This is a genomic window from Pseudomonas sp. Irchel 3E19, assembly GCF_900187585.1.
GTDB classification, from domain to species: domain Bacteria; phylum Pseudomonadota; class Gammaproteobacteria; order Pseudomonadales; family Pseudomonadaceae; genus Aquipseudomonas; species Aquipseudomonas baetica.
Map to the genome: position 1 here is coordinate 47,573 of NZ_FYDT01000021.1, position 18,872 is coordinate 66,444.

Genomic DNA, 18,872 nt, shown 5'->3' on the forward strand with positions numbered 1-18,872 from the left:
TAAAGACTGAACGAATCGGCTCAGTAGCGCCAACGTGTAGAAGCCGTCCAACGTCCGTCCAATTCAGGAGGATTTTATTGCTGCACATATGCCCAGCAACGCGATCACCTCATTGAATTTACTAGGCTTCCCTAATGGATAGGCTCATTTAAATTGGGCTCATAATCCTTTGGTCCACGGTTCAAGTCCGTGTGGGCCCACCACTTTGAAAGCCACGTATTACGTGGCTTTTGCGTATCTGAAGCGAAAAAATGCGAATCCTCACATCGCGGAATAGCTTGTTCCGTCCATAATCTGTCCACTCTTGGACACTGCTGCTGCGACAGACACCTCATCCCTGCCTGGGTGAGTCATCTTTCGAACACCATCCACTAAGGCCATCGACCAGGGTATTTGATAAAGGGCGAAGGTTTCTGCTTACATGACGGCGGCCTTTAACCAACGCGCAGCACCGGTAGTTGCTTCGCGACACCTGAGACTGGCTCACCAGCGGCACCCGGACTTGAGGCCTGCCGAGCTTTGCGCCGCAATCGCCCTTTTGCAAGGATTCGCAAAATGAGTGGTAAACCTGCTGCACGCGTTACAGATCCGACCGCCTGCCCTTTGCCTGGGCATGCAACCAACCCAATCGTTGCGGGTTCCCCGGACGTGATGTTCGAAGGCCTGCAGGCCGCACGACTGAACGACGCCACCGCTTGCGGAGGCCACATTGCTTCAGGGGTCTGCTCCACCGTTTTGATCAACGGCCAACCCGCCGCTGTGCTTGGCAGCGTCACCGACCACGGTGCACCGGTCATTCAAGGCGCGAGTACGATCATCATCGGCAACACGCATACTCCCGCACCCTTCATCCCGATCCCGTCGCTACCCGCGCCATTCTCCGGGCGCTTTCAATTGATCAACCAGGAAACCGGCAAGCCCATGGCTGGCCGCAAGGTCAAGGTCTGGTCCTCCTCCGGCACCAGCTTCTTCGACACCACGGATGCCGAGGGCATGACCCGTTGGATCAAGGACAAATCGCCGCAAACCCTTCATATCGATTTCGTACAGGATGAAATCAATGACTGAACCGTCCGTATCCCAAGGAGGCATGAAACCAGAGGGTCAGATGAACCCTGTCAGCGTCCTGGAACCCAAACTCGACCCGCAGGATCGCGAAGTACTTTGCTCGGCGATGTGTTACTGCAGCACTACACCGAACATCAGCAAGGACGGCAAGAGCCTCAAGCAGTCCTGCGTAGCGCAACGTTTGGGCGAGTTGGACGAACTTCTGCAAGGAAGGAGTCCGTACAAACCGGAAATCAGTTACGACATGACCAAAGAACCTCCGCAGCCGATTCTGGATAGTCAGACAGGCACTAACCCGCATGGCTGGATTCCGGGCTGGATCGAGAAGTACTGGGATGCAGATCCTGAGCATCCGCCGTTCGTGAAAAACAGCGGCATGATTCGACGACCCGATGTGCTCGTCCTGAATAACCCGAGGGGAGCCCCCACCCAAGACAATATCAAAGTGCTGGTGGAGATGAAGTTCCCCCCGGACCCGGAAGATCCCGAGCAAGCTCAAGCTTATGAAAGGATCGCAGGCAGTGGAAAGAAGGTCGTGATAATGAGCCCTGAAGACTGTGACTGCAGTCAAAAAAAACAGACATCCAAAATCCCGGTCGAGCAACTGGGATGGGCAGCAGCGATCGCCAGTGCCATCTTGTATGTGGTGAGCCGCGGACGCAGCCCTAGACCCATGCTGCCTGCGTATTAAGTTGATGGAGCACACAATGGAACAACCATTCGACATGGCTGCAGAATTGATCAAGCAGCCTCATGTACTGGAAGTACCGGGCAGTCTGCTGATGAAAGGCGGGCCCGGGGACTATATCGGCGCTGTTCTCTGTTTACGCGCAACGTTGTATATCAAGGATGCCCATACTCCCTTGGTTCGCGAGGCGCTGTGCAAATGCTTCGACGAGTTCCAGGCATTGGCTGCGGATCATTTGACCTGGGTGGTACGTGACAGCCCACCTCAGGGAGAACGAGTAACGCCATACGATCAGGCGCGTACGCTGCGAAAAATGATGGAACCTATGGGAGAGAACGACTTCCTGAGCTTCCATTACACCAGCGGCAAACAGTCCAAAGATGCGAGCGCATGGCTTTTCAGCATTCTGGGACCTCGTGCCTGGCAAGCCAACATGGGGAACAATATCGGTGTACTGGAGTTTTCGGTACCGCTGTTGTTCCAGGAACAAAATCCGCTGAGCTTCTTGAAGCTGTTCCATGGATTCGCACGACGACTGAACCCACAACAAGGCTACGCAGGCCATGCGTTCAATCTGTCGATCGGCAATCAGGATGACAATCAGCCCACTGAGGCTTTCATGGCCGCGCGTATGCCGGGTCTGGATGTGGGCTCCGCATTCTTGCTGTCGGGTCGTAAAACCTTCAAGCAAGCCAAGATTAAAACGGTCAGTTGGCTCACACTTTTAGATAATGAACGCCTTGAGTCGGCCGGCGGCCTGGAAGCTTTGCGAGCACAGCTACCCGCTAGCCATTTCGCGTTTTATACCTACGACGAAGGTGTGATCATCCAGTCGGGCGCTCACCCGTACATAGCCGGCGACGGCGAGGATCTGAGACCAGCGCCATATGTACTGATAAACCATCTGCTCAAACCTGTTCGCTACGAGTCTGTCGAGTCGCTGCATGGCAACAGTCACGCGGGGGAGTTGAGATTGGTCGGATGGTCAGCCGATCAGTGGCTTAAACGCCTGGATGTTGACAACAGTTCGATTACAGACTGGCGCCTCAAGTTGCTGCGCGACGAACCGCCTCTGGACTCTACAAATTCGCTGGCAGAACGCTTGTAGCTATCAGCGCGTAGAAAAAACCGACGTACGCTGCACATGCTGAACCGCCCGTGACGGGCGGTTTTTTGCGTATGTTTTTCCGCTCATGAGATCGCCTGCCCGCCGCAGAAAAGTCGTCGCTCACGAAATGCCACTGAATGCCGGACATGAGCACGACCTTGCGCAGCGTCCCCACGATTGAGTCTGTAACATGCACAAACCACTGATCTGCACCAATGGAGCCGCCCTTGCCAGACATCCGCCCGCCCGTGCTTGACGAAATCGACCGTCAGTTGATCGCCGCCCTGCAAATCAACGCTCGCGAAAGCGTGGCCATGCTCGCCCGGCAGTTGGGCATTGCGCGCACCACCGTGACTTCACGCCTGGCGCGGTTGGAAAAGGCCAAAGTGATTACCGGTTATGGCGTGCGCCTGGGTCAGCGCGTGGTTGATGGTGGGTTGCAGGCGTACGTCGGGATCAAGGTTCAGCCGCGTTCCGGTAAAGAGGTGTTGCGCCGTTTGAGTGCTATGGCGCAGGTGCAGCAGTTGTGTGCGGTGAGTGGCGAGTTTGATTATGTGGCGTGGTTGCGCACCGATTCGCCGGAGCAACTGGATCAGTTGCTGGATCAGATCGGCAGTGTGGATGGGGTTGAGAAGACCACGACTTCAATCATTTTGAGCAGCAAGATTGATCGGGGGCAGCCGGTTTAAGATTTTGATCGGGCTTCTCGGGTGGATTTCAGTGCCTCTTCGAGAGCAGGCTCGCCCCCACTTTTTGGTCGGTGTGCAGTCACTGCTCGTCATACTGATCGCTAATCTGGCAAAACGACGACACTTTGCGTCTTTTTAACGTGTTCCAGGCTCCCTAGAATGGCTGGCATCTTTTCCTATACTCAGACGCGCATCCAGCGTCGGGTCGCCAGCAAGGTCAGCCATGAACAAGAACAATCGCCATCCTGCAGACGGTAAAAAGCCAATCACCATTTTTGGCCCGGACTTCCCGTTCGGCTTCGACGACTGGATCGAACACCCGGCCGGTCTCGGCAGCATTCCCGAGCACAATCACGGCGCTGAAGTGGCGATTGTTGGCGCCGGTATCGCAGGGCTGGTGGCTGCTTATGAGCTGATGAAGCTTGGCCTGAAGCCGGTGGTTTATGAGGCGTCCAAACTCGGTGGTCGTCTGCGTTCGCAAGCGTTCAATGGCACCGACGGCATCGTTGCCGAACTGGGCGGCATGCGCTTTCCGGTGTCGTCCACCGCGTTCTATCACTACGTCGACAAGCTCGGCCTGGAAACCAAACCTTTCCCGAACCCGCTGACGCCGGCCTCCGGCAGCACCGTGATCGACCTGGAAGGCAAAACCCATTACGCGCAAAGCCTGAAGGATCTTCCTGCGCTGTTCCAGGAAGTGGCTGACGCCTGGGCGGATGCGCTGGAAGCCGGCTCGCAGTTCGCCGATATCCAGCAAGCGATCCGCGACCGCGACGTGCCACGCCTCAAAGAGCTGTGGAACACCTTGGTGCCGCTGTGGGATGACCGTACTTTCTACGATTTCGTCGCCACCTCCGAAGCCTTTGCCAAGCTGTCGTTCCATCACCGCGAAGTGTTCGGCCAGGTGGGTTTCGGCACCGGTGGCTGGGACTCGGACTTCCCCAACTCGATGCTGGAAATCTTCCGCGTGGTCATGACCAACTGCGACGATCATCAGCATCTGGTGGTCGGCGGTGTTGAGCAGGTTCCGCAAGGCATCTGGCGCCATGTGCCGGAGCGCTGCGTCCACTGGCCTGAGGGCACCAGCCTGAAATCCCTGCACCGCGGCGCGCCGCGCTCCGGGGTGAAGAAAATCGCCCACGCGCCCGATGGCCGTTTCGCCGTCACTGACAACAACGGTGACACCCGCGAATACGCCGCGGTACTGACCACTTGCCAGAGCTGGCTGCTGACCACACAGATCGAATGCGACGAAAGCCTGTTCTCGCAAAAAATGTGGATGGCCCTCGACCGTACTCGCTACATGCAATCGTCGAAAACTTTCGTGATGGTCGACCGACCGTTCTGGAAGGACAAGGATCCGGAAACGGGCCGCGACCTGATGAGCATGACGCTCACCGATCGCCTGACCCGCGGCACCTATCTGTTCGATAACGGCGACGACAAGCCGGGCGTGATCTGCCTGTCGTACTCGTGGATGAGCGATGCTTTGAAGATGCTGCCGCACCCGGTGGAAAAACGCGTGGAACTGGCGTTGAACGCGTTGAAGAAGATCTACCCGAAGGTCGACATCGCAGCGCGCATCATTGGCGATCCGATCACCGTGTCGTGGGAAGCCGATCCGCACTTCCTCGGCGCGTTCAAGGGCGCCCTGCCCGGCCACTATCGCTACAACCAGCGCATGTATGCACACTTCATGCAGGACGAGATGCCGGCCGAGCAGCGCGGGATTTTCATTGCCGGAGACGACGTGTCGTGGACGCCGGCGTGGGTTGAGGGCGCGGTGCAGACGTCGCTCAACGCGGTGTGGGGGATCATGAAACATTTCGGCGGCTCGACACATAAAGAGAACCCGGGCCCGGGTGATGTGTTCAAAGACATCGGCCCTATCGCCCTGCCCGAGTAAGAGGAAGCCCTGATGCGTGTAGCCCTTTATCAATGTCCGCCGCTGCCACTGGACCCCGCCGCCAACCTGCAACGCCTGCATCAACTGGCGATGGAGGCCAAGGGCGCCGACCTGCTGGTGCTGCCGGAGATGTTCATGACCGGCTACAACATCGGCGCCGAGGCGGTCAGTACCTTGGCCGAGGTTTACAACGGTGAATGGGCGCAGCAGATCGGCCGGATCGCCAAGGCTGCCGGGCTGGCGATTGTCTACGGTTACCCCGAGCGCACCGCTGACGGGCAGATCTACAACGCTGTGCAGTTGATCGATGCGCACGGTGAACGCTTGTGCAATTACCGCAAGACGCACCTGTTCGGCGATCTCGATCGGTCGATGTTCAGCCCCGGCGGCGACGCGTTTCCCGTGATTGAACTCAACGGCTGGAAGATCGGTTTCCTGATCTGCTACGACCTGGAATTCCCGGAAAACGCCCGGCGCCTGGCCCTTGCAGGCGCGGAGCTGATTCTGGTGCCGACGGCTAATATGATCCCGTTCGATTTCGTCGCCGACGTTACCGTTCGCTCCCGCGCCTTCGAAAACCAATGCTATGTGGCCTACGCCAACTACTGCGGCCACGAAGGCGATATTCACTATTGCGGGCAGAGCAGCATCGCCGCGCCGGATGGCAGCCGTATTGCTCAGGCCGGTCTGGATGAAGCGTTGATCATCGGCGAGCTCGATCGGCAGTTGCTGGTCGACTCCCGCGCAGCCAATCGCTACCTCAGCGACCGTCGCCCCGAGCTTTACGGCGCGCTGAACCAGCGCTAATCCGCTAGCATTGGCACTTCACTGTTCTGGAAGTGCCCATGCCTGCGCCGACTCACCCCCGCCCCCACACTGAAACCCTGGCCAACGGCTTGCGCGTGACCCTGCGTCATGTGCCCGAGCTCAAGCGCAGCGCCGCCGCATTGCGGGTGGCCGCGGGCAGCCATGACGTGCCGTTGGCGTGGCCGGGGCTGGCGCATTTCCTTGAACATCTGCTGTTTCTCGGTACTGAGCGTTTTCCTGCCAGCGAAGGGCTGATGGCCTACGTGCAACGTCATGGCGGTCAGGTCAATGCCAGCACTCGGGAGCGCACTACTGACTTTTTCTTTGAGTTGCCGACGCCGTCATTCGCTGCCGGGCTGGAACGCCTGTCAGACATGCTCGCCCAACCGCGTATGAATCCGGACGATCAGTTGCGGGAACGGGAAGTGTTGCAGGCGGAGTTTGTCGCTTGGTCGCAAGATCCGACGGCTCAGCAGCAGTTTGCGTTGTACGAAGGTTTGCCGGCGGATCACCCGTTGCGCGGCTTTCATGCGGGGAACCGCGACACGCTGCAAGTTGAGCAGCCGGCGTTTCAGCAGGCACTGAGAGATTTCCATCAGCAGTTCTACCGCACCGGGCAAATGACCCTGAGTCTGGTTGGGCCGCAGAGTCTGGAACAATTGCAGACTTTGGCTGAGCACTTCGCGGCGGTTTTGCCGGCTGGGGATAACGTTGCCCAAGACACCCTGCCGTTTGGGGTGAAAAGTTATCAACAGGTCGGCGAGCATCGGTGCAATCTGCTGTTTGCTTTTGACGCGCTACCCGACACGTCAGCTGAAGCGTTGGCGTTTCTTTGCCACTGGCTCAACAGTGCCAAACCCGGCGGCCTGCTCGCGCATTTGCAGCAGCAGGGCCTGACTGACGACTTGAAGGCCACGCCGCTGTATCACTTTGCCAGCCAAGCGTTGCTACAGTTGGAGTTCACGGCCTCAGCGGATTCGCTCAGCGCCAACGGCGAACAGGTGCTGGATTGGCTGAGCTTCTTCGCGCAACAGGATTGGGCGCCGCTGCGCGAGGAATATGCGGCAATGGTTCAACGTCAGCATCAAGTCAGCAGTGCTTTAGAACTGGCGCGGCTCGACAGCAAGCAACTGGACAGTGGCCTGAGCGAATCCGGTGTTGCGGCCCTCAAGCACATCCTTCGTGAAATCGGCACTGTGGATAACTTCAGCAGTCACTGGCAACTGCCGGCCGCCAACCCTTTCTTGCGTTCCAGTGAACCACTGGCCAACGCCGGACTGATCCGCGGACAGACCAGCGCCCACCGTGGCCTGCGCACGTTCGCTCAGGATCGCTCGCGCGGCCGTCGCGAACGCTCGCCCATGCTATTCAGCCAGGCCTTGCCGGATAACGGTGCTGAAGGGGCGATTTATCTGCGCTGGCAGCTAGAGGCAGCGGCCGACGCGGATCTGCAAGCGCAACTGCAACGCAGCCTTCGGCAAACTCAGGAAGACGCCCGAGAGGCCGGGGTCGAGTTGTCGCTGAACACGACCGGCAATCAATGGCTGCTGAAACTCACCGGCCTGCAAGAGCCGATGCCAACCGTCCTGGAGCACGCGCTGAAATCTCTGACGCAGGCTGACGCCGAATCTGCGCGCGTTGAACCGCAAACGCCGTTGATGCCTATCCGCCAATTACTCAAGGCGCTTGCGGAGCACTGTCCGGTAACAACGACAACATCCGGCGACGCCACGCACCTGTGGACAACTTCTCACTGGGACGGCCTGGCGGTCGGGCTCAGTCCACAGACCCAATCGGCCATGGGTCTGGCCCTGAGCCGCATTCCCGGCATACCCGACAATCAAATCCCGGCACAACCGGCACGCCACGCTCAACATCTGTGGAGCCATATCGACACCGCATCCAACGAACACGCGTTACTGTTGTTTTGCCCGACTGCCGCTGGCGGTATCGCCCAAGAAGCCGCGTGGCGCCTGCTCGCGCACCTGTGCCATACCCCGTTTTATCAGCGCCTGCGGGTCGACTTGCAGTTAGGCTACGCCGTGTTCAGCGCATTGCGGCAGATAAACGGCCAGAGCGGATGGCTGTTCGGCGTGCAATCGCCAACCGTCGCACCTGTGCAATTGCTCGAGCACATTCAACAGTTTCTGGCAGACGTCCCAGCGCTGATTGAACAATTCGATGAAGCCAGTTTCATTGAGCAACGCCAGATACTGGCGGCGCATCTGAACGCCAGCGCCCTGTCCGGCAAGGATGCCGCCGAACTGCTCTGGCAGGCCAAACTCGCTGGCCACTCGTCGGATTATCTGCCCCAACTGGTCGCCGCGACCGGCCAACTGGATCGCCCGGCATTGCTGGCAGCCGCGCAACGCTTGAATCGCGCCGAAGGCGGCTGGCTCTGCCTCGCCAGCGAATCGATGCCGGGCGCACCCTGGCAAGCAGCAAAATGATCGTTACCAACGCTGCAAGGAGCTTTCTCGAATATTCACGGGCAATCCCGGTGAAATTTTGAGTAACATAGCCGCCTAACTATTTGGAACATCCCTGCGCTGCCGTGGACTATAACTATGGACAGCGCTATCCCACCCACCAGAAGGAGACACCTTATGTCCTGGACAAAACCGGCTTACACCGACCTGCGTATCGGCTTCGAAGTCACCATGTACTTCGCCAGCCGCTGAGTCCTGCTCACGCAGACTTGCAGTGCAACGCCTCGGCTCGCCGGGGCGTTTTATTTTCAGCGTTGAAATGATGGAGCGTTCATGTTCGTCCAGATTCTGGGTTCGGCCGCCGGTGGCGGTTTTCCGCAGTGGAATTGCAACTGCGTCAATTGCGCCGGTTTTCGCGACGGCAGCCTGAATGCCAAGGCCCGCACCCAATCGTCCATCGCCATTTCCGATGACGGCGTGAACTGGGTGTTGTGCAACGCCTCGCCGGACATCCGCGCGCAACTGCAGAGCTTCGCTCCGATGCAACCGGGCCGTGCCCTGCGTGACACCGGCATCAGCGCGATCATCCTGATGGACAGCCAGATCGACCACACCACCGGCCTGCTCAGCCTGCGCGAAGGTTGCCCGCATCAGGTCTGGTGTACGGACATGGTTCACGAAGACCTCAGCACGGGTTTCCCGCTGTTCACCATGCTCAAGCACTGGAACGGTGGACTGGACTGGAACCGTATCGAACTCGACCAGAGCTTCACCGTTGCCGCGTGCCCGAACCTGCGCTTCACCCCGCTGCCGTTGCGCAGCGCCGCCCCACCGTACTCGCCGCACCGCTTCCATCCGCACCCGGGCGACAACATCGGCCTGATCATCGAAGACCTGAGTACCGGCGGCAAGCTGTTCTATGCGCCGGGTCTGGGCAAGGTGGACGCGCCACTGCTGGAAATCATGGCCGGCAGCGATTGCGTGCTGCTGGACGGCACAATGTGGGACGACGATGAAATGCAGCGCCGCGGTGTCGGCACTCGCACCGGTCGCGAGATGGGCCATCTGGCGCAAAACGGCCCGGGCGGCATGCTCGAAGTGCTGGAACAGCTTCCCGAGCAACGCAAGGTGCTTATCCACATCAACAACACCAACCCGATCCTCGATGAGGATTCGCCGGAGCGCGCAGAACTGGCGCGGCGTGATGTTGAAGTGGCGTATGACGGCATGAGTATTGTGCTGTAAGCCTTTGAGACCCCCTTCGCGAGCAGGCTCGCTCCCACATTGGAATGCGATCAACCTGTGGGAGCGAGCCTGCTCGCGAAGAGGCCAGTGCAAACAAAAGAGATTTCTAGGGTTGTTCCCCGGAGAACCGCAATGACCGACACCCCGCTGTCCCCCGCCGAATTCGAAGCGGCCCTGCGCGCCAAAGGCGCCTACTACCACATCCATCACCCGTATCACGTAGCGATGTACCAGGGCCGCGCCACCCGCGAGCAGATTCAGGGCTGGGTTGCCAACCGCTTCTACTATCAGGTGAACATCCCCCTGAAAGACGCGGCGATTCTCGCCAACTGCCCGGATCGCGAGATTCGTCGCGAGTGGATTCAGCGCCTGCTCGACCACGACGGCGCTCCCGGCGAAGACGGCGGTATCGAAGCCTGGCTGCGCCTTGGTCAAGCGGTCGGCCTCGACCCGGATCAACTGCGTTCCCAGGAGCTGGTTCTGCCCGGCGTGCGTTTTGCCGTCGATGCCTACGTCAACTTCGCCCGCCGTGCCAGTTGGCAAGAAGCCGCCAGCAGCTCGTTGACCGAACTGTTCGCGCCGCAAATCCACCAATCGCGCCTCGACAGTTGGCCGCAGCATTACCCATGGATCGACCCGGCCGGTTACGAGTATTTCCGCACCCGCCTCGGTCAAGCGCGGCGCGACGTCGAGCATGGCTTGGCGATTACGCTGGAGCACTACAAGACGCGCAAAGGCCAGGAGCGCATGCTGGAAATTCTCCAGTTCAAACTGGACATACTTTGGAGCATGCTCGACGCCATGAGCATGGCCTACGAACTGAACCGCCCGCCGTATCACAGCGTTACTGAGCAACGCGTCTGGCACAAAGGAATCACCCTATGAGTTTCGACCGCAGCAAGACCCCGACCTGGCGTCCCGGCTACCGTTTCCAGTACGAACCGGCGCAAAAAGGCCACGTGCTGCTGTACCCCGAAGGCATGATCAAACTCAACGACAGCGCCGCGCTGATCGGCGGTTTGATCGACGGTGAGCGGGATGTTGCGACGATCATTGCCGAACTCGACAAGCAATTCCCCGGCGTGCCTGAACTCGGTGACGACATCGAGCAATTCATGGAGGTTGCCCGTGCGCAGCACTGGATCGAACTTGCCTGAGTCTTCAGTGCAAGTGCCGCCACAACCGGAAATCGGCCTGCCGCTGTGGCTGCTCGCCGAGCTCACCTACCGCTGCCCGCTGCAATGCCCGTACTGCTCCAATCCGCTGGATTTCGCCGAGCAGGGCAAAGAGCTGAGCACCGAACAGTGGATCAAGGTCTTTCGTGAAGCGCGGGAGATGGGCGCGGCGCAACTGGGTTTCTCCGGGGGTGAGCCACTGGTGCGCCAGGATCTGGCCGAGTTGATTGCTGAAGCGCGAAAACTGGGCTTCTACACCAACCTGATCACCTCCGGCATCGGCCTCACCGAACAGAAAATCAGCGATTTCAAGAAGGCCGGGCTCGATCACATTCAGATCAGCTTCCAGGCCAGCGACGAGCAGGTGAACAACCTGCTCGCCGGCTCGAAAAAGGCTTTCGCGCAGAAGCTGGAAATGGCCCGTGCGGTGAAAGCCCACGGCTACCCGATGGTGCTGAACTTCGTTACCCATCGGCACAACATCGACAAGATCGACCGCATCATCGAGCTGTGCATCGCGCTCGAAGCGGACTTCGTCGAACTCGCCACCTGCCAGTTCTACGGCTGGGCACAGCTCAATCGTGTTGGCCTGCTGCCGACCAAGGAGCAACTGGTGCGCGCCGAACGCATCACCAACGAATACCGCGCCAAGCTGGAGGCCGAAGGGCATCCGTGCAAGCTGATATTCGTCACCCCGGACTACTACGAAGAACGCCCGAAAGCCTGCATGAACGGCTGGGGCAGCATCTTTTTGACAGTCACCCCGGACGGCACTGCCCTGCCCTGCCATGGCGCCCGACAGCTGCCGGTGCAATTTCCCAACGTGCGTGACCACAGCATGCAGCACATCTGGTACGACTCGTTCGGCTTCAACCGCTTTCGCGGTTACGACTGGATGCCCGAGCCGTGCCGCTCCTGCGACGAGAAAGAAAAGGACTTCGGTGGCTGCCGCTGCCAGGCGTTCATGCTCACCGGCGATGCGAGTAACGCCGACCCGGTGTGCAGCAAATCCGAACAGCACGGCGTGATTCTCAAGGCCCGCGAGGAAGCCGAACACGCTACTCAAACCATCGAACAACTGGCCTTCCGTAATGAACGAAACTCACGCCTCATCGCTAAAGGCTGAGCCTTTCAGCGCCGCTCAAGCCGTCGCCGCCGGGATGGACTTCGCCGAACTACAACTCGGCGCCAACGGTTTGTTCTGGAATGAATACCGCCCGGAAGATGCCGCGTGCCGGATCTGGCATTGGCGCGACGGCACGGCGAAATGTCTGACGCCGGCCGGTTTCAGCGTGCGTAGCCGGGTGTACGAATATGGCGGCGGCGCGTTTTGCCTGACGCCTGACGGAGTGGTTTTCGTCGGCGAGGCGGATCAGCAGTTGTATCGGCAGGCGCTGGATGGCGAACCTGAGGCACTGACATCGGGCGAATGTCGTTATGGCGATCTGCATTTTGCCGATGGGCAGGTGTTGGCGGTTGAAGAGCAGCACGACACGCATCGGCTGGTGGCGATTGATCTGGCGGATGGCAAACGTCATCTGCTGGCCGAAGGCGCGGACTTTTACGCTGCGCCGACGGTAAGTCCGGATGGCGAGCGGCTGGCGTGGATCGAGTGGAGTCGCCCGCATCAGCCGTGGACGTCGACCCGCTTGATGGTGGCCGACGGTGATTTTTCGACGCCCCGTTGCGTAGCGGGCGAACAGCTTGAGGAATCCATTCAACAGCCGCGTTTCGATGCTGAAGGTCGTTTGTATTGCCTGACCGATCGCGGCGGATTCTGGCAGCCGTGGGCTGAAACCGCCGAGGGCCTGCAGCCTTTGCCCAGCGCTGAGGCCGACCATGCACCTGCGCCGTGGCAGTTGGGCGGTTGCACCTGGTTGCCCGTTGGCGAATCTTATCTGGCCAGTTGGAGCGAGGGCGGTTTCGGCCGCCTCGCGCTGAACGGCAAAGACTTCGCCGGCGACTACAGCCGCTTCCGACATCTCGCGCTGGATGAGCAATTCATCTATTGCATCGCCGCCTCGCCGATCCGTCCTTCGGCGGTGATTGCCATCGATCGGGGGTCCCGTGAAGTGAAAGTGCTGGCTGGCGGTGTTGCACCGTTGCCCGCTGAACGCATCAGCCGCCCGCAGACCCTGCGCTACCCAAGCGGTTCGGGCGAGGCTCACGGATTCTTTTATCCGGCCATGAGCGGTGAGGCGAAACCGCCGCTGGTGGTGTTCATCCACGGCGGCCCGACGTCGGCCTGTTACCCGATGCTCGACCCGCGCATCCAGTACTGGACGCAACGCGGCTTCGCCGTCGCTGACCTCAATTATCGCGGCAGCAGCGGTTATGGCCGGGAGTACCGGCAGGCGTTGCATCTGAGCTGGGGTGAGGTGGATGTCGAGGACGCCTGCGCAGTAGTGGCGTATCTGGCCGAACGCGAAATGATCGACGGTGATAACGCGTTCATTCGGGGCGGCAGCGCAGGCGGTTACACGACGTTGTGTGCCTTGGCGTTTCATCAAGTATTTCGTGCCGGCGCCAGCCTTTATGGCGTCAGCGATCCGCTGGCCCTTACCCGGGCGACACACAAGTTCGAAGGCGACTATCTGGACTGGCTGATCGGCGATCCCGAGCAAGACGCCGAACGCTACGCCGCCCGCACGCCGTTACTGCATGCGAGCAATATCCGCGTGCCGGTGATTTTCTTTCAGGGTGAGCTGGATGCTGTTGTTGTGCCGCAACAGACGCGGGACATGGTTACGGCGCTGGAGCAGAACAACATCCCGGTCGAGGCGCATTACTATGCCGATGAACGCCACGGCTTCCGCCGCGCGGTGAATCAGGCGCACGCGCTGGAACAGGAGTGGATGTTCTATCGACGGGTGATGGGGCTAACCTTCACGCAGAATTAGCGGTGTCCCGTTCGCGAGCAGGCTCGCTCCCACGGGGGATTTGTGAACGACACAGATCCAGTGTGGGAGCGAGCCTGCTCGCGAAGGCAATCTATCTGGCGCCGCAGAACTCAGCGCTTGGCGATGATGTACACCGCATGCACGATCCCCGGAATGTACCCGCACAGCGTCAGCAGAATGTTCAACCAGAACGCCCCGCCAAACCCGACTTGCAGAAACACACCCAGTGGCGGCAACAGAATGGCAATGATGATTCGAATGAAGTCCATGGGTCAGCTCCTGATTGGGGGTTGGCTCACTTGAGCCATACAAGCTAATCGACATTTGCCGTTCGTCAGGGTTCAGTGCTTTCGCCATTTGTTCGCCACTATCCAGCGCAAAAAAAACGCCCCACGCCAAAAGAATCAGGCGTGGGGCGTGCGTTATACCGCGAGACGGTTCTTCAAATACGGTGGGAAACTTCAGCTCAAACGGCAATCCCTTTGCGGCATTGCAACTGTGCAGTGCGCACACGGGAGAAGGCGCGAGCCAGACGCAGGAGCATTTCGTCGATGTTGGCTTTGCTGACCGTGAGTGCCGGGGTGAAACGCAGGCAGTTGGCTTGCGGGGCATTGAGCAGCAGGCCTTCGTGCAGTGCGGCATGGATGACGGCATCGGCAGAATCGTCCGACAGGCTCAGCCCGCAGAACAGGCCTTGACCGCGCAATTCACCATGGCCGTAGCGGTGGGCTAATCGCGCCAGACCTTCGCGCAAGTGCTGGCCGTTCTCTCTGGCCTGCTCGAGAAATGTCCGGTCCTGCACGCTGTCGAGCACCACCAGGCCGGCCGCTGTCATCAGCGCATTGCCGTGATGCGTACCGCCCAACTCACCCGCGTCAAAACAGCATGCCTTGCCCCGCGCCAGCAATGCCGCCAGTGGCACGCCACCGCCGAGACCTTTGCCGAGTACGACAATATCGGCGCGCACGCCATAGGACTCTTCCGCGAGCAAGGTGCCGCAGCGGCCGATGCCGGTCTGCACTTCGTCAAGGATCAGCAGGATGCCCAGATCACGACACAGACGCTCGACGCCTTTGAGATAGTGCTCGGAGGCTGGAATGATGCCGGCGTCGCTCTGAATCGGTTCAAGCATGATCGCGACGGTTTGCGCATCCACCGCCGCATGCAGTGCCGGCAAATCGTTGAACGGCACCAGATCGAAACCGGGCAACAACGGCGCGAATCGGTTGGACAAATTGGAACTGTCCGACGCCGAGATCGTCGCCAGACTACGGCCGTGGCACCCCTGTTTCGCAACGATGATCCGCGAGGCGCCGCCACGGTGCAGTTGCCCCCACTTGCGCGCCAGTTTGATCGCCGCTTCACAGGCTTCGCTGCCGCTGTTGAGCAGATAGGCCTGATCGCTGGAAGTGCTGGCGCACAGGCGTTGGGCGAGGCTGAGCATGCCGCGATTGTGCAGATTGAAACCGGGATTGATCAGCGCCTGGGCTTGACTGGCGATGGCTTTGACCAGCGCTGAAGGGCTGTGGCCGAGGCTGTTGGCGCCGCCGGCCTGGGAGAAGTCCAGATAAGCGCGGTCGTTGCTGTCCCACAACCAGGAACCCTGGCCACGCACGAAGACCTGTTGCGGCCGCTCGACGCTGGGCATCAGCCGCTCGGCGTTCAGACGGTCACCAGCCGAAGGTTGAGCGGCCTCGAAAGCGAGGTCATCCAGACTCGGCGCCGGGCGGCGCAAACTGAACAGATTCATTGGAAAAAACCTCGTTTGAGGTTTTTTGAACTGCCTATGCAAACACTGTCGAAGCAAACGCTATTCATCGCGCTCTCTGGCCCTGTAAGCCTTGTGATTGCGGTTAGACTAGGCGCACTGACGGCTCCGGGCCATTTCGATTTCCCAGCATTTTCGATAAGCATTACTTATGGATTTCAAACAACTGCGTTATTTCGTCGCGGTCTACGAAGAAGGTCATGTCGGACGGGCGGCTGAACGCCTGTCGATCTCGCAACCGGCTCTCTCCCAACAGATTCGCCAGCTCGAACAAAACCTCGATGTCACCCTGTTCGAACGCAGCAGCAAACGCCTGCTGCCGACCCTCGCCGCCCACACGCTGTACAACCACGCGCTGCCATTGCTCGATGGGTTGCAGCGGGCGCGGGAGGCGTTGGGCAACTTCAAGGGCCAGGCACTGCGCACGTTGGCAATCGGTGTACTGCAAACGGTGCACACCAGCCTCGTACCGCAAATGCTTGAGCGGGTGCGCAAGGCCCAGCCGCATCTGGTTGTGCAGATCTATGAATTGACGGGGCTGGAGATCGAGCGGCGCTTGCTCAATGGCTCTTTGGACATCGGCATCAGTTACTTGCCGCCACGCCAGCCCGGGCTGCACGGCGTGATGCTCTACGAAGATGAGCTGACGCTGGTCATCCCGGCGGATCATCCGCTGCGTGAGTTCAAGAAAGTCTCGATTCGTCAGGCCGCCGAATTGCCGATGTTGCTATTGGGAGAAGAATTTCAGATCCGTCAGATCTGGCAGGCGCAACTGACCAGCCTCGGACGTCGCCCACAGGTGCAGGCCGAACTGAACAACATGCTGGGGATTCTCGACAGCCTGCCGCACACCAAACTGGCGACGGTGCTGCCGGGGCGTTCGCAAAAGGAGTACGACGAGGACGATCTGCTTTGGAAACCGCTGAGCGAACCACGGGTGCCGCTGAAAGTGGGGCTGGTGTGCCGCGATGTGCAACGTCAACAGGCTTCGCTGGCCTTGCTGCGGACATTGCTGGAAGAAGTGATTGAGCGCGAGGACAAACCGTTGAAAACCACTCAACCATTGGATCCTCTGGCTTGAGCACTTTTCTGCAGGCAAAAGAAAACCCCGCCGAAGCGGGGCTTTGCAGACTGTTTCCCTGACATCCTTTTCACTCCGCCACCCTGGCAGAATCCTACGTGTCCGTGTTGTTGCTTTGCGCTTCCTGCGCGACGTCCATGAAATATAGATTAGCCGTGGATCCAATCTACGCATATGGGAGAACAGCAGCACGTCATGTAAGCGAATGCTTACATGACGTTACATCATCAGAATTGCGCCGCCTCTAGCAGGAACAGCGATTCGCTGCCAGCCTTCACCGACGCGCTCAACGAGTGAATACGCGGCAGCAGGCGGGCGAAGTAGAAGCGCGCAGTGCCGAGCTTGCTGGCGTAGAAATCTTCCTGCGATTCCTTGCCCAGCGCGGCTTTGGCCATCAGTGCCCACATGTAGGCATAGGCGGTGTAACCAAACGCTTGCAAATATTCGACCGAGGCCGCGCCGATTTCATTCGGATTGTTTTTCGCCCGATCCAGCAGCCACGAGGTCAGTTCGTCGAGGGTGTCAACGGCGTCGTTCAGCGGTTTGGTGAATTCGCCCAGATCCGCACTGGCGGTGGCGGTGAAGTGACGGATCTCGTCGGCGAACAATTTGTAGAACGCGCCACCGCTGCCGACGATCTTGCGTCCCACCAGATCCAGCGCCTGAATGCCGTTGGTGCCTTCGTAGATCTGGGTGATGCGCACGTCACGCACCAATTGCTCCTGACCCCATTCGCGAATGTAGCCGTGGCCGCCGAAAATCTGCTGGCCGTGAACGGTAGTTTCCAGACCGAGGTCGGTGAGGAATGCCTTGGCCACCGGCGTCAACAATGCCACCAGATCTTCAGCACGCTTTCGGGTGGTCGCGTCTTCGCTGAACTTGGCAGTGTCGAGTTGCATCGCCACGTAAGTGGAGAAGGCACGGCCACCTTCGTTCGAGGCTTTCATGGTCAGCAACATGCGACGCACGTCCGGGTGGACGATGATCGGGTCGGCGACTTTATCCTTGTTTTGCGCGCCGGTCGGCGAACGGCTTTGCAGACGGTCACGGGCATACTCGACAGCATTCTGATACGAGCGCTCGCCGGTAGCCAGACCTTGAATACCAACGCCCAGACGCTCGTAGTTCATCATGGTGAACATCGCGGCCAGGCCTTTGTTTGGCTCGCCGACCAGATAACCCACGGCTTCGTCGAAGTTCATCACGCAGGTAGCGGAGGCCTGGATACCCATCTTGTGTTCGATCGAACCGCAGTTGGCCGGGTTGCGCGCGCCCAGACTGCCGTCGGCGTTGACCATGAACTTCGGCACCAGGAACAGCGAAATGCCTTTCGGGCCTGCCGGTGCGTCCGGCAGTTTGGCCAGTACCAGGTGGATGATGTTTTCGGTGAGATCGTGCTCGCCACCGGTGATAAAGATCTTGGTGCCGCTGACCTTGTACGAACCGTCGGCCTGAGGGTCGGCCTTGGTGCGGATGATGCCCAGATCCGTGCCGGCGTGCGGCTCGGTCAGGCACATGGAACCGGCCCAGACGCCGGCGTACATGTTCGGCAGGTACGCGGCCTTCAGCTCTTCGCTGGCGTGGGCATTGATCGACAGGCAGGCGCCGGCGGTCAGCATCGGGTACAGACCGAAGGACAGGCTGGCGGAGTTGACCATTTCTTCGACCTGGGCCGACACGGCTTTGGGCATACCCATGCCGCCGTATTGCGGATCACCGCCCACGCCGACCCACCCACCTTCGGCATAAGTCTGATAAGCCTGTGGGAAACCGGCCGGCGTGGTGACGGCTCCATCCGCCCAATGGCAACCTTCTTCGTCAGCAGCACGGCTTAGCGGGGCAATGCTTTTGCTGGTGACCTTGCCAGCCTCTTCGAGAATCGCTTCAACGGTCTCGGCGTCGACGGTCTCGGCCAGTGCCGGCAGTTCGGCCCAGAGTTTGGCGACTTCGAACACTTCATTGAGGACGAAGCGCATATCGCGCAGCGGCGCTTTGTAGTCAGCCATGG

At 59.7% G+C, this 18,872-nt stretch carries 17 protein-coding genes; 14 read left to right on the forward strand and 3 right to left on the reverse strand.

Annotated features, from left to right (window positions below):
• Positions 1-555 precede the first annotated feature (555 nt).
• The 13 genes from CKW18_RS15115 to CKW18_RS15175 all read left to right on the forward strand — a co-directional run bounded on the left by CKW18_RS15115 (position 556) and on the right by CKW18_RS15175 (position 14,015).
• Positions 556-1,068 (forward strand): PAAR domain-containing protein, encoded by a 513-nt coding sequence (locus CKW18_RS15115; protein WP_095189521.1) that lies wholly within the window; start codon positions 556-558, stop codon positions 1,066-1,068.
• Complete coding sequence (locus CKW18_RS15120) at positions 1,061-1,759, forward strand: VRR-NUC domain-containing protein (RefSeq protein ID WP_038363300.1); 699 nt, start codon at positions 1,061-1,063, stop codon at positions 1,757-1,759. The genes CKW18_RS15115 and CKW18_RS15120 overlap by 8 nt, the downstream gene beginning before the upstream one ends.
• Positions 1,760-1,775: 16 nt before the next feature.
• A complete protein-coding gene (locus tag CKW18_RS15125; RefSeq protein ID WP_095189522.1) occupies positions 1,776-2,864 on the forward strand; it encodes a DUF3396 domain-containing protein in 1,089 nt (362 codons plus the stop codon).
• A gap of 227 nt (positions 2,865-3,091) precedes the next feature.
• Positions 3,092-3,553 carry an Lrp/AsnC family transcriptional regulator gene (locus CKW18_RS15130; protein WP_007910086.1) on the forward strand — a complete coding sequence of 154 codons (462 nt, stop codon included), beginning with the start codon at positions 3,092-3,094 and terminating at the stop codon, positions 3,551-3,553.
• A gap of 223 nt (positions 3,554-3,776) precedes the next feature.
• Positions 3,777-5,459, forward strand: coding sequence for an NAD(P)/FAD-dependent oxidoreductase (locus CKW18_RS15135; protein WP_095189523.1), 1,683 nt, complete (start codon positions 3,777-3,779; stop codon positions 5,457-5,459).
• 12 nt (positions 5,460-5,471) lie between these two features.
• Positions 5,472-6,266, forward strand: a complete 795-nt coding sequence (locus tag CKW18_RS15140; protein ID WP_095189524.1) for a carbon-nitrogen hydrolase family protein — start codon at positions 5,472-5,474, stop codon at positions 6,264-6,266.
• Positions 6,267-6,304: 38 nt separating this feature from the next.
• On the forward strand, positions 6,305-8,716 hold the full coding sequence (gene pqqF, locus CKW18_RS15145; protein WP_095189525.1) for a pyrroloquinoline quinone biosynthesis protein PqqF: 2,412 nt from the start codon (positions 6,305-6,307) through the stop codon (positions 8,714-8,716).
• Between the two features lie 156 nt (positions 8,717-8,872).
• Positions 8,873-8,947 carry a pyrroloquinoline quinone precursor peptide PqqA gene (gene pqqA / locus CKW18_RS15150; protein WP_003422658.1) on the forward strand — a complete coding sequence of 25 codons (75 nt, stop codon included), beginning with the start codon at positions 8,873-8,875 and terminating at the stop codon, positions 8,945-8,947.
• Between the two features lie 81 nt (positions 8,948-9,028).
• Positions 9,029-9,940 (forward strand): pyrroloquinoline quinone biosynthesis protein PqqB, encoded by a 912-nt coding sequence (pqqB, locus tag CKW18_RS15155; protein ID WP_095189526.1) that lies wholly within the window; start codon positions 9,029-9,031, stop codon positions 9,938-9,940.
• A 132-nt stretch (positions 9,941-10,072) separates the two neighbouring features.
• A complete protein-coding gene (gene pqqC, locus CKW18_RS15160) occupies positions 10,073-10,825 on the forward strand; it encodes a pyrroloquinoline-quinone synthase PqqC (RefSeq protein WP_095189527.1) in 753 nt (250 codons plus the stop codon).
• A complete protein-coding gene (gene pqqD, locus CKW18_RS15165) occupies positions 10,822-11,097 on the forward strand; it encodes a pyrroloquinoline quinone biosynthesis peptide chaperone PqqD (protein ID WP_095189528.1) in 276 nt (91 codons plus the stop codon). Before pqqC ends, pqqD begins: the two co-directional genes overlap by 4 nt.
• A gap of 7 nt (positions 11,098-11,104) precedes the next feature.
• Positions 11,105-12,241 (forward strand): pyrroloquinoline quinone biosynthesis protein PqqE, encoded by a 1,137-nt coding sequence (gene pqqE, locus CKW18_RS15170; protein ID WP_371857633.1) that lies wholly within the window; start codon positions 11,105-11,107, stop codon positions 12,239-12,241.
• Positions 12,207-14,015: a S9 family peptidase gene (locus CKW18_RS15175; protein WP_095189530.1), complete on the forward strand. Its 1,809-nt coding sequence runs from the start codon at positions 12,207-12,209 to the stop codon at positions 14,013-14,015. Before pqqE ends, CKW18_RS15175 begins: the two co-directional genes overlap by 35 nt.
• A 110-nt stretch (positions 14,016-14,125) precedes the next feature.
• Here the strand turns inward: CKW18_RS15175 and CKW18_RS15180 are convergent, their stop codons facing one another.
• Positions 14,126-14,284: a YqaE/Pmp3 family membrane protein gene (locus tag CKW18_RS15180; protein ID WP_003228885.1), complete on the reverse strand. Its 159-nt coding sequence runs from the start codon at positions 14,282-14,284 to the stop codon at positions 14,126-14,128.
• A gap of 197 nt (positions 14,285-14,481) precedes the next feature.
• A complete protein-coding gene (locus CKW18_RS15185) occupies positions 14,482-15,765 on the reverse strand; it encodes an aspartate aminotransferase family protein (protein WP_095189531.1) in 1,284 nt (427 codons plus the stop codon).
• A gap of 169 nt (positions 15,766-15,934) precedes the next feature.
• Between CKW18_RS15185 and CKW18_RS15190 the strand changes: the two genes are divergently transcribed.
• Positions 15,935-16,864, forward strand: a complete 930-nt coding sequence (locus CKW18_RS15190) for a LysR family transcriptional regulator (RefSeq protein ID WP_095189532.1) — start codon at positions 15,935-15,937, stop codon at positions 16,862-16,864.
• Positions 16,865-17,091: 227 nt separating this feature from the next.
• On the opposite strand, the gene CKW18_RS15195 is transcribed toward CKW18_RS15190, so the two are convergent.
• Positions 17,092-18,870 carry an acyl-CoA dehydrogenase C-terminal domain-containing protein gene (locus tag CKW18_RS15195; protein WP_095189533.1) on the reverse strand — a complete coding sequence of 593 codons (1,779 nt, stop codon included), beginning with the start codon at positions 18,868-18,870 and terminating at the stop codon, positions 17,092-17,094.
• Positions 18,871-18,872 lie beyond the last annotated feature (2 nt).